A 17,062-nucleotide genomic window follows, 5' to 3' on the forward strand; every position below is an offset into this window, starting at 1 on the left:
GTCGCAGCCGGGGCGCATGATTCGTACATGATTCGTACCGCCACACCTGCCGACGTCCCTGTGATCCACGCGATGGTCCGTGAACTCGCCGAGTACGAGAAGGCGCTGGACGAGGTCCGCGCGACCCCCGAGCAGCTCCACGAGGCGCTGTTCGGCCCGAGTCCCGCGGCCTTCGCGCACATCGCCGAGTCGGACGAGGGCGAGCCGGTGGGCTTCGCCCTGTGGTTCCTGAACTTCTCGACCTGGCGCGGGGTCCACGGCATCTACCTGGAGGACCTGTACGTCCGCCCGTCGAGCCGGGGCGGCGGCCATGGGAAGGCGCTGCTGGCGGAGTTGGCGCGGATCTGTGTGGAGCGGGGGTACGAGCGGCTGGAGTGGTCGGTCCTGGACTGGAACAGGCCGTCGATCGACTTCTACGAGTCGCTGGGCGCGCGCCCGCAGGACGAGTGGACGGTGTACCGGCTGACGGACGGGGCCCTGCGCGGGCTGGGGACAGGGGCGTAGCGCTGCCGAGTGCGCCGGGGTGAGGGGGTGTCAGCGGGGCCGGTGCGGGGCCCCGCCGACGGGGGCGGGGGGTTCGGGTGGGTGCGTTACGGGATCAGGACGACCTTGCCGATCGTGCCGCGGGTCTCCAGGGCGCGGTGGGCCGCGGCGGCCTCCTTGAGGGGGAAGCGGTGGATCGCCGGGCGGAGTGTGCCCGCGGTGGCGGCGGCGAGGGAGGCGAGTTCGAGGTTGCGGACGTCGCCGCCCGCCTTCTGGATCATGACGGGGCCCAGGACGGACTCCGAGGTGATGCCGCGGGCCGCGAGTTCCTCGTCGGTGAAGGTGAGCGGTCCGCCGTCGTGGAGGCCCGCGGCGGACCAGCCGAAGACGACGTGCCGGCCGCCCTTGCCGAGGAGGTCGACGGCCGCCAGGCCGGTGGCGCCGCCGACGGAGTCGAAGACGACCGTGGCGGTCCTGCCGCCGAGGAAGGAGCGGACCTGGTCCGGCCAGTCGGGGAGCTTGTAATCGACCGCGAGGTCCGCGCCGTTCTCCTTCACCAGGGCCACCTTCTCCGGGCCGCCCGCGAGGCCGACGACCGTGGCGCCGGCGTTCTTCGCGTACTGGACGAGGAGGGTGCCGATGCCGCCGGCCGCGGCGGGGACGACGGCGATCGAGTCCGGGCCGAGTTCGGTGAACTGGAGGATGCCGAGCGTGGTGCGGCCCGTGCCGATCATCGCGACGGCCTCCGCCTCCCCGAGGTGGTCCGCGAGGGCGTGCAGCCGCCCGGCGTCCACGACGGCGCGTTCGGCGTAGCCGCCGGGGGCCATGCCGAGGTGGGCGACGACGCGCCTGCCCAGCCAGGAGGGGTCCGTGCCCTCGCCGAGCGCCTCGACGGTGCCTGCGACCTCGCGGCCGGGGATCGTGGGCAGCTCGGCGGGGGCGGGGAAGGGGCCCGTCGCGCCGAGGCGCAGGGTCGTGTCGAGGAGGTGGACGCCGGCCGCGGTGACCGCGATCCGCACCTGTCCGGGGCCCGGGGCCGGGTCCTCGACCTCTTCGTAGGTGAGGTTCTCCGCCGGGCCGAAGGCGTGGAGACGGATCGCGTGCATGATGACTCCCCGAAAAGTGGTCGGTGTGTCGCGCGGTCGGTACGTCGTGACGGCCCCAGCTTTCAACCTCAAGCGGACTTGAGGTCAAGGCTCCGGCTCCTGAGCGCCAGCGACACCGCCTCCACCGCGCTCGTGAACGACACCTCCGACAGCACGCCCGGCGCCGCCACCTCGTCGCCGACCAGGTACACGCCGTCGCCCCGGTCGATCGCCGGCCGGTCGCGCCAGGTCGTACCGGGCCGGTCGACCGCTCCCGTCCGGCCGCCGGAGAGGGCCTCGCGGCGCCAGACCGTACGCGCGCGCCAGCCCGGGAACCCCAGGTCGAGCAGGCGCTCCGCGTGCGCGACGCCGTCCGCCTTGGACTCGCCCGGGGCGATGGGCAGCTGGGCCTGGACCAGCTGCTCGCCGGCCGGGGCGAGGGAGGGGTCCTGCGCGGTGAAGCGCTCGATCCAGCCGGGTGCGTCCAGGTCGGAGACGATGAACGGATCGCCCTTGCGGCGGCGCAGCGCCAGATCGAACAGGACGGTGCGGCCGCTCTCCCCGCGCAGGGCCGGCTCGCCCAGGAGGCGGGCGGCGGCCGCCAGGGAGGTCGCGACGACGACCGGGCCGTCGCCGAGCGGCAGCGCGTCGAGCCGCGACGAGGTCTCGATCCGTACGCCCGCCTCCCGGGCGTACGCGGCCATCCGCTCGATGAGCCGCCCCCAGCCTCCCCGGATGTACCGCGCCTCCGGCGGCAGCGCGGCGGCGCGGTGCAGCCGCTCCTGGACGAAGCGGGCCGAGAGCGCGCCGGGGTCGTGGTGGAAGAGGGCGACCCCGCTGTACGCGGCGGCCTGACGGGCCGTCTCGGGGCCGGCGATCCCGGTGGCCCAGGTGAGGAAGTCGGTGTCGACGGGGGCCCGGTCGGCCGTGCGGAGCGTGTGGCGCAGGAAGCCGAGCGGCGGGGTGCGGCGCAGCGCGCCGTGGAGGTGGAAGCGGAAGCGGGCGGCTTCGAGGGGCGGGATCTGCGCGAGGGGGCCGATGAGGTCGCGCTGCGCGAGCCAGGTCCAGTGGGGGCCCTTGCGGTAGAGCGCGTGCGGTCCTTCGTTGGTGCGGTACGGGCCGCCGGCGGTGCGGGCGCGGCCGCCGAGTGCCTCGTGGGCCTCGTGGAGGGTGACCGCGGCTCCGGACTCGGCGGCGGTGATGGCCGCGGTGAGTCCGGCGAACCCGCCGCCGACGACGGTGATGTGGTTCCGGGCGGTCCTGGGCCTGGTCGTGTCGTTCCGCTGCATCGCTCGCTCCCTCGTTCTCGCTGGTACGAGGGGGACGGGCGAGGGGGGCCGGGATGTGACATCGGGGCGTTGTCAGTGGCGTACGTCACGATGGGGTCATGGTGACGGGCAGGGCGAGTGGCGGTGGCGGCGGCAGGAAGAAGATCGCGGCGGTGCGGAGGGCGGAGGTCCGGCTGCCGCCGCTGGAGGCGTACGAAGGAGGGCTGGAGCCGGACGGGGACTACGACGGGGTCGCGTTCGAGGGGCGTGACCTGTCCGGGCAGAGCGGGTCAGGGGCGCGGTTCCTGGAGTGCGCGCTGCGGGAGTGCGCGCTGGACGAGACGCGGCTGAACAGAGCGCGCCTGCTCGATTCCGTGCTGAACGGGGTGCGCGGGGTCGGTACGGACCTGGCGGAGGCGTCGCTGCGGGACGTGGAGATCGTGGACGCGCGGCTCGGGGGGACGCAGCTGCACGGGGCGGTCCTGGAGCGGGTCCTCGTACGGGGAGGGAAGATCGACTTCCTGAACCTGCGGACGGCGAGGCTGAAGGACGTCGTCTTCGAGGAGTGCGTGCTCGACGAGCCCGATTTCGCGGGCGCGGTGCTCGAACGGGTGGATTTCCGGGGGTGCGTGCTGAAGGGGGCGGACTTCGGCGGGGCCCGGATGAAGGACGTGGACCTGCGGACCGTGGAGCGTCTGGAGATCGCGCGGGGGGTCGATGCGCTGGCGGGCGCGGTGATCAGTACGGCGCAGTTGCTGGACCTGGCGCCGGTGTTCGCCGCGCAGCTGGGGGTGCGGGTGGAGGACTGAGAGCGCGCGTCACGGGACGCGGGGGAAGCGGGCCTGGAGGTCCCAGATCACGGGGTTGTCGCCGAGCCCCTCGTGCATGTCGGTGAGGTCGGCGACCAGGTCGTGCAGGAAGTCGCGGGCCTCGCGGCGCAGTTCGGCGTGGTTGAAGGTGAGCGGCGGCTCGTCGCCCGGCATCCAGTCGGCCTCCACGTCCACCCAGCCGAAGCGGCGCTCGAAGAGCATGCGGTCCGTGGACTCGGTGAAGTCGAGCTCGGCGTACTGGGGCTGCGAGGCCCGGCTGCCCCGGGGGTCGCGGTCCAGCCGCTCGACGATGTCGCAGAGGGCCCACGCGAAGTCGAGCACCGGCACCCATCCCCAGGCTGTGGACACCTCGCGGTCGGCCTTGGGGTCGGCGAGGTAGACGTCCCCGCAGAACAGGTCGTGGCGCAGCGCGTGGACGTCCGCGCGGCGGTAGTCGGTCTGCGGGGGGTCGGGGAAGCGACGGGAGAGGGAGTAGCCGATGTCGAGCACGGGGACGATGGTCCCACGCGCGGCGGTACGGCCCCTACCGCGCGGGTGAGCGGGCCGTGCGGCGCGGGTGGGCGGGATGCACGGCCCGGGCGTACCGGCGGGGGCGTACTGCGCGGGCGGCACCTGCCCCGCCCGGGTGGGCAGGGGCCGGTCAGGCTCGTGACCTGGCGTGCAGGGTGCGGGCGAGCCTCGGGCCCAGCCGGCGCTTCAGTTCGCGCAGGGGGCGCAGGCCGTCGGCCGCGCGGTCGAGGCGGTAGTAGAGCTGCGGCGGGACGTGCGGCAGCAGGGGCGAGTGGCGCTGGCCGAGGAGCGCGAACATCTGGGCCGGAGGGAGCCGCATGTAGCGGGGCAGGTTCTCGTACCACCGGGCGCTGTAGCGGGCCGCGCTCTGCGCCGAGAGGAGCTCGGCGCGCCGCCGGGCGCCGTACCGCGCGAGCGCCCCGTCCAGGTCCCCGCCGGCGCGCAGGGCGTCCGCCAGCGCGAGGGCGTCCTCCAGGGCGAGCGTGGTGCCCGCGCCGATCGAGTAGTGCGTGGTGTGGGCGGCGTCGCCGACGAGGACCAGGTTGCCGCGGTGCCAGACGCGGGTGGTGAGCGTGCGGAAGTTCAGCCACTGCGCCGTGCCGTCGTCCTGCCCCCGGCCGATCAGCGGCTGCCCGTCGAGCAGGTCGTGGAACAGCTTCTCCAGCAGGTTCAGGCTGTCGGCCTCGCTCCTTGTGTCGAGCCCCAGCCCCTTCCAGGTCTCCGGGGCGCACTCCACCACGCAGGTGGACTGCTCGCCGCTGAACCCGTAGGCGTAACACCAGATCCAGCCGTGCTCGGTCTCCTTGAACGCGAAGCTGAAGGCGTCGAAGACCTTCGTCGTGCCGAGCCAGATGTACGGGTTGCGGCCGGTGGCGACCTCGGCGCCGAAGTGGCCCGCGTACGCCTCGCGCAGGGCGCTGTTGACCCCGTCGGCCGCGACGACGAGGTCGGCGTCCGCCAGTTCGGGTGCGTCGGGGCCGGGGATCCCGTGCTCGAACTCGACCCGTACGCCGAGCGCCTCCGCCCGCTCGGCGAGGAGCGTGAGCATCCGGCGGCGGCCGATGCCGAAGCCCTCGTCGCCCCGGTGGACGGTCCGCTCGTCGCGGACGATGGCGACACCGTCGGTCCAGCGGACGGAGGCCTCGTCGACGGCGCGCGCCGACTCCGGGTCGCCCGCGCGCAGCTTGTCCAGGAGTCCGGCCCAGTAGGTCACGCCCCAGCCGTACGTGGAGCCCGCCGGGTTCCGTTCGAAGACGGTGATCTCGTGGGACGGGTCCTGCCGCTTCATCAGGATCGAGAAGTACAGGCCGGCGGGCCCACCGCCGACGCAGGCGATCTTCACGTGCGCTCCCACAACGAGACGAGACGAACTGACACTCTGCGATAGAAAGGCAACGCAGAGTAGCAGCGTCAGGGGAGCAGGCGCTGCTCCTTCGCCACGGCGACGGCACCCGCACGGGTGTCCACGCCGAGCTTCGCGTAGATCCGTCCGAGATGGGTCTTCACGGTCGCCTCGCTGATGAAGAGCGCGCGGGCGATCTCGCGGTTGCCGAGGCCGTGTGCGAGCTGGCCGAGGATGTCCCGTTCGCGGTCGGTCAGGGTCGGCCCGGCGGCGCCCCGCATCCGGTCCATGACGCGACTGGCGACCGGCGGGGAGAGGGTCGTACGGCCCTGTGCCGCGGAGTGGATCGCGGCGAACAGCTCCTCGGGGCGCTCGGCCTTCAGGAGGTAGCCGGTCGCGCCCGCCTCGATGGCGCGGGTGATGTCGGCGTCCGTGTCGTACGTGGTGAGGACCAGGACGTGCACGCCGGCCGCCGACCCGGCGATCCGGCGGGTCGCCTCGACGCCGTCGATGCCGGGTCCGAGCTGGAGGTCCATCAGGACGACGTCCGGCCGCAGCTTGGCGGCCATCGCGACGGCCTCCTCGCCGCTGCCGGCCTCGCCGACGACCTCGATGTCGTCGGCGCTGCCGAGCAGGGCGAGCAGCCCGGCGCGGACGACGGCGTGGTCGTCGCAGAGCAGGATCCGTACGGTCACGGCCGACCTCCGGGTTCGTGGGCCGTCATCGGCCCGCCTCCAGGTTCGTGGGCAAGGGGATCGCGGCCGAGAGGACCGTGCCCTCGCCCGGGGTGGACTCCACCGTCAGCGTGCCGCCGAGCTGGCGTACCCGCGCCCGCATCGCGGGCAGGCCGTGGCCGCGCACCCCCGCGCCGTCGCGCGCCGCGGAGGCGTCGAAGCCGCGCCCGTCGTCGGCGATGTCGAGGACGACCTGGTCGTCGAGGTACGTCAGGGTCAGCGCGGCGGAGGTGGCGCCCGCGTGCTCGCGGACGTTGGCGAGGGCGCCCTGCGCGATGCGCAGCAGCGCCGACTGTGCGCGCTCGGGCAGGGCCACCGGTGCCCCGTCGACCCGGAACGCGGCCGACTCCCGCCCGGCCAGCATCCGCAGCGCCTCCTCCAGGCCGCCGCCCTCGGCGAGGTCGGCCGGGGCGAGGTCGTGGACGAAGCGGCGGGCCTCGGCGAGATTGCGCTCGGCGATGGACTCGGCGGTACGGACATGGCGGCGCGCGGTCGACGGATCGCCGTCCCAGGTCCGCTCGGCCGCCTGGAGCAGCATCTGCTGGCTGGACAGGCCCTGCGCCAGGGTGTCGTGGATCTCCATCGACAGCCGCTGGCGTTCGGCGAGGGTGCCCTCACGGCGCTCGGTCGCGGCCAGCTCGCGGCGGGTCCGGATCAGGTCGTCGATCAGCGCACGCTGCCGCTCCGCCTGCCGCTGTGCGTGGACGAAGACGGCGGTGGCGATCGCCGCGACGGCCGGCGGGGCGACGATCAGGTTGGGGTCGAAGCCGTCGTCCGAGAGCTGGACCTGCGCGGTCACGACGAAGACGCTGAGGAGGGTGACGAGGACGAGCGCGGCCCGCGGCGGCAGCGTGCGCATGCCGGTGTAGAAGAGGGGCACCGCGCACCACGCGAAGCTCGGCGCGAGGACCACCAGGAGCATCCACACGGCGACGACCGTGACCAGCCAGGCGATCCGGCGCGGGGTCGGGCGGGTGCCGAGCACGGGGCCGAGGAGATACAGGGCGGCGAGCGCGCCGGAGAGGGCGACGATCCACGGGCTGCGGTCCTCCCACGGGTGCCGCAGCAGGAAGCGGGCCAGGGACGCGCCGAGGAGGAGGAAGAAGGCGAGGTGCATGACCCGCGCGAGCCAGCGCGCGTCCGGGTCCGCGTCGGGGTCCTGCGCCGTCACACGTACTCCTCTGACCGGTGGAGAAACCTTCTGACCTGGGGATACGTATCCATGCTGGCCCAGGAGGACCAGAGGGGCATCAACCGATCGGCTGACACCCCCGTCGTCCATCATGCGCGACGGCGGCATCCGGTCCGTGGACCGTACGGGCCCGGTTCCGGCCGGAGGATCGATGGCGGAGCGAACGAACGACCCGCCTCGAACCGGACCGACCACCGCCACAGCCCCAAGGAGCCCGTCATGAAGAAGAAGATCGTCTTCGGTGCCGCCACCGTCGCCATCGCCGCCGCCGGCACGTTCGGCGCCGTCTCCGCGAACGCCTCCGCCCCGGCCGCCGCGCCCGCCGTCGCCGCCAAGGCCGACGCGTCGAACAAGAACCTCCAGCAGACCACGCACCTGACGATCGACGCCGCCACCGAGGCCGCGCAGGCCACCCTGGACGCCGCAGAGGACGAGAACCAGCGGATCACGGTCGCCGTCGTCGACCGCAACGGCAACACCATCGTGACCCTGCGCGGCGACGGCGCCGGCCCGCAGTCGTACGAGTCGGCCGAGCGCAAGGCGTTCACCGCGGTCTCCTGGAACGCCCCGACCTCGGAGCTGGCCAAGCGCCTCGCCCAGGCCCCGAACCTGAAGGACATCCCCGGCACCCTGTTCCTCGGCGGCGGCGTCCCGGTGACCGCCAAGGGCGCGCCGATCGCCGGCATCGGTGTCGCCGGTGCGCCCAGCGGCGACCTCGACGAGAAGTTCGCGCAGGCGGGCCTCGCGTCGCTCTCGAAGTAACCGTGGCCCCGTGCGGCCCCGCGTACGCGGCCTCGCGTACGCGCCCGCACGATCTGGGTGCCGCCCGGACCCCCGTCGGGCGGCACCCGTCGCCGTACGCCCGCCGAGCGGCACCCGAGCCGTACCCCTGCCTAAGATCGACTGGTGGACATACGGAGCAGAGCCGGCCTGGCAGGAGTCCTCGCCGCGCTGCTCGTCCTCGGCGGCTGCACCGCGGCCGCGGACGGCGGCGTCGACGTGGGCGGGGTGAGCGGTACGCCCGGCGCGGCCGGGCTGCGCGACCCGTACTTCCCCAAGCTCGGCAACGGCGGCTACGACGTCACCCACTACGCGCTCGACCTCCGCTACGAGCCCCGGCAGGGCCGGCTCGACGCCACGGCCATGATCACGGCCCGTGCCACGCAGGACCTCAGCGCCTTCAACCTCGACCTCGCCGGTCTCTCCGTCATGTCGGCCTCCGTGGACGACGTCCCGGCCGCGGTCAACCGGGCCGGGAACGAGCTGACGCTCCGGCCCCGCGACGACATCGACAAGGGCGACGTGTTCCGCGCCAAGGTCACGTACGCCGGCGTACCCCGAACGATCACGGACGCGGACGGCTCGCAGGAGGGCTGGCTGCGGACCGCGGACGGGGCGCTCGCGCTCGGTCAGCCGACCGGCTCCATGGCCTGGTTCCCCGGCAACCACCACCCCTCCGACAAGGCGACGTACGACATCACGCTCACCGTCCCCGCCGGGACGCAGGCGGTCTCCAACGGTGTGCGGACCTCGGAGCGCACCGCGAACGGCCGGACGACGTCCGTATGGAGCGTCGCCGAGCCGATGGCCAGCTATCTCGCGACCGTCGGCGTGGGCCGGTACGTGACGAAGGCCTCGGCGACCCCGTCCGGGCTGCCCGTCCTGACCGCCGCGGACCCGACCGTCGCCGCGAAGAGCGCGCCGCTGCTGGACCGTATCCCCGAGGTCGTCGCCTGGCAGGAGGAGAACTTCGGCCCGTACCCCTTCTCCGCCACGGGCGCGATCGTCGAACGGACCGCGGACGCGGGCTACGCGCTGGAGACCCAGACCCGGCCGGTCTTCCCGCAGGACGCGTTCACACCGGAGATCCTCGCCCACGAGCTGGCGCACCAGTGGTACGGCAACTCGGTCACGCCCGCGACCTGGCAGGACATCTGGCTCAGTGAGGGCTTCGCGGTGTACGCGGAGTGGCTGTACGCGGAGGACTTCGAAGACACCCCGGCGCAGCGCAGCTTCGAGTCGGCGTTCCCCGTGGACGCCAACTGGGCCTTCCCGCCGGCCGAGCCGCCCGCGGCGGAGAACCTCTTCGACCCGCCGGTGTACCAGCGGGGCGCGATGGTGGTGCACAAGATCCGGCAGGCGGTCGGTGACGAGAAGTTCTTCGAGATCCTCGCGGGCTGGCCCGCGGCCCACCGTCACGGCACCGCCTCCACCGCCGACTTCACGGCCTATGTGGAGGACGTGGCGGGTCGGGATCTCGACGACGAGGTGTGGGACGAGTGGTTGTACGGGAAGGGCCGGCCGGCCACGCCGTGACGGTGGCCCCCGGCCCGGTCCGTGCCCCCCCGGCAGTGTGGGCCCGTCAGCCCTGCCCCTCGGTGTTGAGGCGGGCTGCCTGGCGCGTCAGGTAGTCGCGTTCGGCGAGGTTGGGGGCCCTGCGGGCCGCGTCGGCGTAGAGCCGCGCCGCCGTCACCCCGTCCCCGTCCCGCTCGTGCAGGTAGGCGGCGACCGCCGTGTGGCGCGGCAGGGAGTCGTCCAGTGCGGCGAGCGCCGCCAGGCCCGCGCGCGGGCCGTCGGCCTCGCCGACCGCCACCGCGCGGTTGAGCCGGACCACCGGACTGTCGGTCAGCCGCGCGAGCTCGTCGTACCACTCGACGATCTGCACCCAGTCGGTCTCCTCGGCGGTCGGCGCGTCCGCGTGGAGCGCCGCGATGGCGGCCTGGGCCTGGAACTCGCCGAGCCGGTCGCGGGCGAGGGCCGCCTGCAGGATCCGTACCCCCTCGGCGATCGCCCGGGTGTCCCATCGGCCGCGGTCCTGCTCGGCGAGCGGGACCAGGCTGCCGTCCGGTGCGGTCCGGGAGGCGCGCCGGGCGTGGTGGAGGAGCATCAGGGCGAGCAGCCCCGCCACTTCGGGATGGTCGATCACGGCCGCGAGCTGCCGGGTGAGCCGGACGGCCTCGGCGGCGAGGTCGACGTCTCCCGAGTAGCCCTCGTTGAAGACCAGGTAGAGGACGCGCAGCACGGTGGCGACGTCGCCGGGCCGGTCGAACCGGACCCCTGAGACGGTGCGCTTGGCCCGGCTGATCCGCTGCGCCATCGTCGCCTCCGGCACCAGGTAGGCGTGGGCGATCTGGCGGGTGGTCAGCCCGCCGACGGCGCGCAGGGTGAGCGCGACCGCGGACGAGGGCGTCAGCGACGGGTGGGCGCACAGGAAGTAGAGCTGGAGCGTGTCGTCCACCGCGGGTGCGGGGCCGGGCGGCGGCTCCTCGTCGACGCGGTCCTCACGGCGGCGGCGGGCGGTGTCGGCCCGGGTCGCGTCGAGGAATTTGCGCCAGGCCACGGTGACCAGCCAGCCCTTGGGGTCCCGGGGAAGATCGGCCGGCCAGACGCGGACGGCCTCGAGCAGGGCGTCCTGGACAGCGTCCTCGGCCGCCGCGAAGTCGGCTCCGCGGCGGACGAGGATCGCGAGGACGCCCGGTGTGAGGCTCCGGAGCTGTGCCTCGTCCATCGGTGAGCTCACTCGGTGACGGTGGGCCGCACACCGTAGAACGGGCGCAGTTCCAGCCACTCGTGGATCGGCTTGCCGCCCGCCCCGGGGGCGGCCGACAGCTCCCCGGCCAGTTCGACGGCGCGGTCGTAGCTGTCGACGTCGATGATCATCCAGCCGGCGATGAGGTCCTTGGTCTCGGCGAAGGGGCCGTCGGTGACCGGCGGGCGCCCCTCACCGTCGTACCGGACCCACGCACCCTCGGGTGCGAGCGCCTGACCGTCGACGAACTCGCCGGACTTCTCCAGCCGGTCCGCGAAGTCCTGCATGTACTGCATGTGCGCCGAGATCTCCTCCGGCGTCCACCGGTCCATGGGGACGTCGTTCACCGCAGCCGGAGCGCCACGGTAGTGCTTGAGCAGCAGGTACTTGGCCATGGTGGTTCTCCTCGGTGCTGATGCGACCCATTGTGGTCACGTTCACTTCGGGGACGGAGCCGGTTGCGCGTTCTCGACATCACCGCCGGACTTCTTCTCCGCGAGTTCCTTACGGAGGACGACGCAGGGCCGCGCGCGGGCGCGGTCGGGCCGGCGCGCGGTCTCCTCGTAGCCGAGGGCGGTCCAGAACGCGAGGGCCTTCGCGTTGTCCTCCAGGACCGCGAGCCTGAGTCCCGTACGGCCCGCGGCGCGGAAGCGGTCCTCGACGGCGGCGGCGAGCCGTCGGCCGTGACCGGTGCGGTGGGCGCCGCCCTCGATCATGAGCAGCCCGAGCCAGGGGTCGGGGTCGGCCGGGTCGGGGTGGTGGGCGAGCGTGACGGCGATCCCGGCGAGCCGGCCCTCGGAGCGGGCCAGCAGCACCTCGGTGCCGGGCTGCGCGAACTCGTCGGCGAGGGCGGCGGCGACCTGTTCGGGCCGGATGTCGTCGGGGTCGGGGAAGTCGCCGGTCAGTTCGTGGAAGGCCCGGTTCGAGGCGAACAGCGCCGTGAGTTCGGTGAGCAGCGGGCCGGGGAGCGCGTGGGCCTCGGCCGGGGTGAGCGGTTCGACGATCACGCGGGCAAGGGTAGAGCCCCGGCGCGGTGGTCGCGCCGGGGCTCACCCTGGGGACGGCTTCGGCCGCCTGTGCGGCTGCCTGCCTGTGCGGGCTGCTGCGGGCTGCCTGCCCGTACGGCTGCCTGGCTGTGTGGCGGCCCTGCCTGTGTGGCTGGAGCCGTCCTACCGCCGTACGTACGTCAGAGGTTGACGCCGAAGTCGCGGGCGATGCCCTCCAGGCCCGAGGCGTAACCCTGGCCGACCGCGCGGAACTTCCACTCCTGGCCGTTGCGGTACAGCTCGCCGAAGACCATCGCGGTCTCGACGGCGGCGTCCTCGGAGAGGTCGTAGCGGGCGATCTCGGCGCCGCCGGCCTGGTTGATGATGCGGATGTACGCGTTCCGGACCTGGCCGAAGTTCTGCGTGCGGTTGACCGCGTCGTAGATGGAGACCGGGAAGACGATCTTGTCCACGTTCGGGGGCAGCGCGGCGAGGTTCACGTTGATCTGCTCGTCGTCGCCGCCGCCCTCGCCGGTGCGGTTGTCACCGGTGTGGACGATGGTCTGGTCCGGCGTGGACTTGTTGTTGAAGAAGACGAAGTGCGCGTCGGAGGCGACCTTGCCGGCGGCGTCGACGCCGATGGCCGAGGCGTCGAGGTCGAAGTCCGTGCCGGTGGTCGTGCGGACGTCCCAGCCGAGGCCCACGGTGACGGCGGTCAGGCCCGGAGCCTCCTTGGTCAGGGAGACATTGCCGCCCTTGGACAGGCTTACAGCCATGGGATGTGCCTTTCTTCGTGACCTTCGTGATGTCGTCACACGGGATAACGCGGACGGTGCCCCGCCGGTTCCACGGTCCAGGACCGGTGTCGCCGCGGTGCGAAAACAGGATGACGCGCGGGAGCCGGTCCGGGGAACATGGATGACATGTCCGGTCCCTATCTGATCCGCGGCTCCGTCTCGCTGCCCGAGGCCGAGCTCATGTGGCGTTTCTCGCGGTCGTCGGGGCCGGGCGGGCAGCACGTCAACACCAGTGACTCGCAGGTGGAGCTCCGTTTCGACCTGGCGTCGACGGAGGCGCTGCCCGAGGTCTGGAAGGCGCGTGCCCTGGAACGGCTGGCCTCGCGGCTGGTGGGCGGGGTCGTGACGGTCCGCGCGTCGGAGCACCGCTCGCAGTGGCGCAACCGCGAGACGGCGGCGGTGCGTCTCGCCGCGCTCCTCGCGGAGGCGACGGCCCCGCCGCCGAAGCCGCGCCGGGCGACGAAGATCCCGCGGGGGATCAACGAGCGCCGGCTGAGGGTGAAGAAGCAGCGCTCGGAGACGAAGCGGGGCCGCCAGGGCCGCGACTGGGGCTGACGGGCGAGTGGGGCCGAGAGCGGGCCTGACCCGCTCAGCACGTGGGCGAACCCTGTGCCGCGTCTGGGCCGCGTCCTCGGCGGCTCAGGCCAGGTGCCGGTACTTGCCCCGGAAGTACGTCAGCGGGGAGTCCTGCGTCGCGCTCGGCACCGACGACGTCAGGACGCGGGCCACCACCAGGGTGTGGTCACCCGCCACCACGCGGTTCTCCGTACGGCATTCGAGCGTCGCCAGCGCGCCGGTCACCAGGGGCGCGCCGCTCTCCTCGCCCCGGGTGTACGGGATGTCCGCGAAGAGGAGACGGTCGCTCACCCGGCCCTTCATCGCGAAACGGCCCGCGACATGGCGCTGGTTCTCCGCGAGTACCGAGACCGCCCAGACGGGGACCTCCGTCAGCAGGTCGTCCATGCGGGAGCCGTTGCGCAGGCTCACCATGACCAGCGGCGGGTCCAGGGAGACCGACATGAACGCGGTCGCGGTCATCCCGACGTCCTCGCCGCGCGGCCCGTCGTCCGGGTCGTGGGCCGTCACCAGGACCACGCCCGCCGCGAGGCGGGACATCGCCGCCCGGAACTCGTCGTTGCTCACCCCCTCAGCATGAGGGATCGCCAGATCCGAGGTGGGGGGCGAGGTGAGGGTCGTCGTCAGCACATCCGCACGCTAGCTCCGCCCCGTGGGCCGTGACATCGGGCCCCGGGACCAGACCGGGCACCCCCGCCGGTCCTAGGACCTCGGTCCCGGAAGCGGTGACACGTGAAGCCCCTGCTGGTCGCCCGCCGTTCACTTTGCGTTCAGGAAGGGTGGGGGTCGGTTTCCGGTGCCCCCTGGCACGCTTCATCACGTCTTGTGACTTGAGTCACAGAGCGCAGTATTTGTTGACCCTGTGTACCGGGTGCACAGCTCGCTGTGATTCAGTGGCGGAGACAGTGCAGTACGAGAGCCGATGAGAACCCTGGAGTTGCTGTCGAGGTCTCGGGGAGAGCGAGCGATGGAGACCGAGTCGGAGCCGTACGTCCGTCTTGCGACCCTGCGGCAGCTGCATCAGGTCGTGGCCGACCTCAATACAGCCCGCAGTCTGGCGGACACCCTGCAGACCGTCGCCAACGGCATCGTCGCGGGCCTCAACTATGAGCTGGCCTGCGTCAACCTCGTACGCCCCGACGGAGATCTCGTCGTCGCCGCCTTCGCCGGCAGTCCCGCGGCCGAAGCGCTGATCACCGGCCGCGTCGGCTCCCGCGCGTCCTGGGAGCGCCGCCTCTCCATGGGTGTCGCCTGGGGTGACCTGCGGTTCATACCGCACACCGAGGGCTGGGTCCTCATCGAGGACGACGTCCCCCAGTGGCACACCGAAGGCCCCGCCCCGCGCTTCGAGGACGAGTGGCATCCGCACGACCGCCTCTACGCCCCGATGTACTCCTCCGGCTCCGGACGCGAGCTTCTCGGCGTCATCTCCGTCGACCGGCCCCGTAACGGCAGGCACCCCGGCCCCTGGGGCCAGGAGGCCCTGCAGATGTACGCCTCGCAGTCGGCGATTGCGATCAGCAACGCCCGGCTGCGAGCAAACATGCAGCGCGCCCTGGTCCGTCTGGAGCGGGAGCAGCAGGCCCTGCGCGCCAGTGAAGAGTCGTTCCGCCAGGCCTTCGAGTACGCCCCCTCCGGCATGGCCATCGCCGAGATGGGCGGCGACCAGCACGGCCGGCTGCTGCGCACCAACGACGCCCTCTGCCGACTCCTCGGCCGGCCGGCCTCCGTGATGCGCCGCTACTCCTTCGCCGACCTCGTCCACCCCGAGGACATCGGGACCCTGCTGCGCACCTCCGCGGAGGGCGGCCGCGCCGAGCTGCGGCTCGCCCGCCGCGACGGGACGTACGTCTGGGTCTCCCTCCGCAACTCGGTCGTCGCCGACACCGCCGACGGGCCCCGCTTCCTCCTCACCCACGTCGAGGACATCGAGGAGCGCAAGCGCCATGAGCTGCAGCTCGCCCACCGCGCCTCCCACGACGCGCTCACCGGCCTGCCCAACAGCGCCGAGCTGCGCTCCCGGCTCAGCGCCCGGCTCTGCGAGCGCCCGCACGCCAGCCCCGAGACCGACTACGACGCCCCGTACGGGCACGAGCACGGCTTCGGCTTCGACGCCGGGCCCGGCGCCGGCGGGCCGTACGACCACCACGTCCACTCCGTCGCGCCCGCCGGCGGGGAGATCGACGACGGCACGAAGGGGCTCGCGGTGCTCTTCTGCGACCTCGACGGCTTCAAGTCGATCAACGACCGTTTCGGGCACCACACCGGCGACGCGGTCCTCATCGAGGTCGCCCGGCGGCTCACCACCGGCGTACGGGACGGGGACACGGTCGCCCGTCTCGGAGGTGACGAGTTCGTCGTCCTCGCCGACGGCCTCGGCGCCGCCGACGCCGCGGACCTCGCCGTGAGGCTCCGAAACGCCATCATTCCGCCGATCCGGGTCGACGGCCGGGCGGTCCGCGTCGGGGCGAGTTTCGGCATCGGCTGGGCCGAGTGCGGCATGACCGTCGAAGAGGTCCTGAACTCCGCCGACCAGCGGATGTACATCGAGAAGCGGTCGCGCGCCAAGGTCCACAGGCGCGCCGGATAGCGGCCCACGGCACCCCTCCTTGTCAAGGACCGGATCGTCGACTTCCCCGTTCGGGGTAGGCTCGGCCGGTCGGCGACGGCTGGCGAGCATGGGATAGGAGTGACCGGATGGCTGCCGGTAACGACGGCGCGAACACGCCCGAGAACGACGATCCGTTCGGCTACCTGTACGCGGACGGCCAGGCGGCGGGCGCCCAGCCCCCGGGTCAGGGCGGTGGCTACGGCTACCCCGGACCGGCCGCGCAGCCGGGTGTCCCGCGAACCTCGTACAACCAGGTCAGAACGGTCGGCGAGCGCCAGTACGGCGGCCAGCAGCAGTACGGTCCGCCGCCCGGGCAGGTCCCGCAGCAGCCGGGGTACGGCCAGCCGCATCCGCAGTACGCGGCACCCGAGACGTACCCGGGCAATCAGCAGACCCGGCAGTCGACGATCCCGCCCCAGCGCGGCGGTGGCGGCGGCCGGGGCCCCAACACACGCGGCCTGCTGCTCGGCGCGATCGCGGTCGTCGCGGTCGTCGTGATCGGAATCACGGCCGCCATCATCACCAACAAGGGCGGCGAGGAGACCGACGGCGGTGCCGCGGGCGGCAAGCCGACCGGCGGCTCCTCGGAGGTCACCCAGAGCCCGAGCGCCGAGCCCAGCCCCGACGACTCGCCGGCAGAACTTCCGCAGCAGGACGCGGCGGTCCTCCAGCTCGGCGGCAGCGCGCACCTCGAGAAGACCATCAAGGGCGCGAAGGGTGCGGGCGGCACCTACGTGGCCGGATTCAACAGCGTCGGTGCGTCCGCGACCTGGAAGACCGAGGTCCCCGAGGCCGGCACGTACAAGATGGAAGTCCGGTACGCGGTCCCCGCGAAGGACGCCAACGCCACCGTGACCGTCAACGACAAGGCGAACACGAACCCGATGAACCTGAAGAACTTCATCGGTTCGTCGGACCCGAACCTGGAGAAGAACTGGCAGACCACCTGGTCGCAGGTCTCGCTCCAGAAGGGCCAGAACACGATCAAGCTCTCCTGCGAGCAGGGGAACCAGTGCGACGTGATCCTCGACTGGGTGAAGATCAGCAACCTCTGAGCCGGCGCCCCCGTAGGGCACCCTGATACAGCACCCGGCGCCGGGTGGACGCATCACGCGTCCA

Annotated in this window: 18 protein-coding genes; 7 read left to right on the top strand and 11 right to left on the bottom strand. The window is 72.9% G+C overall.

The window, feature by feature from the left end:
* Positions 1-27: 27 nt before the first annotated feature.
* Positions 28-504, top strand: coding sequence for a GNAT family N-acetyltransferase (locus ACF1G2_RS24600; RefSeq protein ID WP_391800322.1), 477 nt, complete (start codon positions 28-30; stop codon positions 502-504).
* Positions 505-590: 86 nt separating this feature from the next.
* Here ACF1G2_RS24600 and ACF1G2_RS24605 read toward each other — a convergent pair whose 3' ends face one another.
* Both ACF1G2_RS24605 and ACF1G2_RS24610 read right to left on the bottom strand, forming a co-directional pair.
* The gene (locus ACF1G2_RS24605) at positions 591-1,589 is read right to left on the bottom strand and encodes a zinc-binding dehydrogenase (protein WP_391800323.1); all 999 of its coding nucleotides are present in this window, start codon (positions 1,587-1,589) and stop codon (positions 591-593) included.
* Positions 1,590-1,657: 68 nt separating this feature from the next.
* The gene (locus ACF1G2_RS24610) at positions 1,658-2,857 is read right to left on the bottom strand and encodes an NAD(P)-binding protein (protein WP_391800324.1); all 1,200 of its coding nucleotides are present in this window, start codon (positions 2,855-2,857) and stop codon (positions 1,658-1,660) included.
* Positions 2,858-2,955: 98 nt separating this feature from the next.
* On the opposite strand from ACF1G2_RS24610, the gene ACF1G2_RS24615 reads away from it, so the two are divergent.
* Positions 2,956-3,645: a pentapeptide repeat-containing protein gene (locus ACF1G2_RS24615; protein WP_391800325.1), complete on the top strand. Its 690-nt coding sequence runs from the start codon at positions 2,956-2,958 to the stop codon at positions 3,643-3,645.
* A 9-nt stretch (positions 3,646-3,654) separates the two neighbouring features.
* Here the strand turns inward: ACF1G2_RS24615 and ACF1G2_RS24620 are convergent, their stop codons facing one another.
* The 4 genes from ACF1G2_RS24620 to ACF1G2_RS24635 form a co-directional block, all read right to left on the bottom strand.
* The gene (locus ACF1G2_RS24620) at positions 3,655-4,155 is read right to left on the bottom strand and encodes a hypothetical protein (RefSeq protein ID WP_391800326.1); all 501 of its coding nucleotides are present in this window, start codon (positions 4,153-4,155) and stop codon (positions 3,655-3,657) included.
* Between the two features lie 151 nt (positions 4,156-4,306).
* Complete coding sequence (locus tag ACF1G2_RS24625; protein ID WP_391800327.1) at positions 4,307-5,518, bottom strand: FAD-dependent monooxygenase; 1,212 nt, start codon at positions 5,516-5,518, stop codon at positions 4,307-4,309.
* Positions 5,519-5,586: 68 nt separating this feature from the next.
* On the bottom strand, positions 5,587-6,213 hold the full coding sequence (locus ACF1G2_RS24630) for a response regulator (protein WP_391800328.1): 627 nt from the start codon (positions 6,211-6,213) through the stop codon (positions 5,587-5,589).
* A gap of 25 nt (positions 6,214-6,238) precedes the next feature.
* Positions 6,239-7,369, bottom strand: a complete 1,131-nt coding sequence (locus tag ACF1G2_RS24635; RefSeq protein ID WP_391800526.1) for a sensor histidine kinase — start codon at positions 7,367-7,369, stop codon at positions 6,239-6,241.
* A gap of 294 nt (positions 7,370-7,663) precedes the next feature.
* Between ACF1G2_RS24635 and ACF1G2_RS24640 the strand changes: the two genes are divergently transcribed.
* Positions 7,664-8,206, top strand: a complete 543-nt coding sequence (locus ACF1G2_RS24640; protein ID WP_391800329.1) for a heme-binding protein — start codon at positions 7,664-7,666, stop codon at positions 8,204-8,206.
* A 144-nt stretch (positions 8,207-8,350) separates the two neighbouring features.
* Entirely contained in the window at positions 8,351-9,760 is a 1,410-nt protein-coding gene (locus ACF1G2_RS24645; RefSeq protein WP_391800330.1) for a M1 family metallopeptidase, read from the top strand.
* 46 nt (positions 9,761-9,806) lie between these two features.
* On the opposite strand, the gene ACF1G2_RS24650 is transcribed toward ACF1G2_RS24645, so the two are convergent.
* The 4 genes from ACF1G2_RS24650 to ACF1G2_RS24665 all read right to left on the bottom strand — a co-directional run bounded on the left by ACF1G2_RS24650 (position 9,807) and on the right by ACF1G2_RS24665 (position 12,735).
* The gene (locus ACF1G2_RS24650; protein ID WP_391800527.1) at positions 9,807-10,952 is read right to left on the bottom strand and encodes an RNA polymerase sigma factor; all 1,146 of its coding nucleotides are present in this window, start codon (positions 10,950-10,952) and stop codon (positions 9,807-9,809) included.
* A gap of 8 nt (positions 10,953-10,960) precedes the next feature.
* Positions 10,961-11,368: a YciI family protein gene (locus ACF1G2_RS24655; RefSeq protein ID WP_391800331.1), complete on the bottom strand. Its 408-nt coding sequence runs from the start codon at positions 11,366-11,368 to the stop codon at positions 10,961-10,963.
* A gap of 42 nt (positions 11,369-11,410) precedes the next feature.
* Positions 11,411-11,980, bottom strand: coding sequence for a GNAT family N-acetyltransferase (locus ACF1G2_RS24660; protein WP_391800332.1), 570 nt, complete (start codon positions 11,978-11,980; stop codon positions 11,411-11,413).
* 179 nt (positions 11,981-12,159) lie between these two features.
* A complete protein-coding gene (locus ACF1G2_RS24665; RefSeq protein ID WP_352190192.1) occupies positions 12,160-12,735 on the bottom strand; it encodes a TerD family protein in 576 nt (191 codons plus the stop codon).
* 138 nt (positions 12,736-12,873) lie between these two features.
* Between ACF1G2_RS24665 and arfB the strand changes: the two genes are divergently transcribed.
* The gene (gene arfB / locus ACF1G2_RS24670; RefSeq protein WP_361676583.1) at positions 12,874-13,311 is read left to right on the top strand and encodes an alternative ribosome rescue aminoacyl-tRNA hydrolase ArfB; all 438 of its coding nucleotides are present in this window, start codon (positions 12,874-12,876) and stop codon (positions 13,309-13,311) included.
* Between the two features lie 84 nt (positions 13,312-13,395).
* On the opposite strand, the gene ACF1G2_RS24675 is transcribed toward arfB, so the two are convergent.
* A complete protein-coding gene (locus tag ACF1G2_RS24675; RefSeq protein WP_391800333.1) occupies positions 13,396-13,962 on the bottom strand; it encodes a flavin reductase family protein in 567 nt (188 codons plus the stop codon).
* 337 nt (positions 13,963-14,299) lie between these two features.
* Between ACF1G2_RS24675 and cdgB the strand changes: the two genes are divergently transcribed.
* Positions 14,300-15,922, top strand: a complete 1,623-nt coding sequence (gene cdgB / locus ACF1G2_RS24680) for a diguanylate cyclase CdgB (protein WP_391800334.1) — start codon at positions 14,300-14,302, stop codon at positions 15,920-15,922.
* A 107-nt stretch (positions 15,923-16,029) separates the two neighbouring features.
* On the top strand, positions 16,030-16,998 hold the full coding sequence (locus ACF1G2_RS24685) for a CBM35 domain-containing protein (protein ID WP_391800335.1): 969 nt from the start codon (positions 16,030-16,032) through the stop codon (positions 16,996-16,998).
* Positions 16,999-17,062 lie beyond the last annotated feature (64 nt).

It is taken from the genome of Streptomyces sp. NPDC013457 (genome assembly GCF_043089925.1).
Lineage (GTDB): Bacteria > Actinomycetota > Actinomycetes > Streptomycetales > Streptomycetaceae > Streptomyces.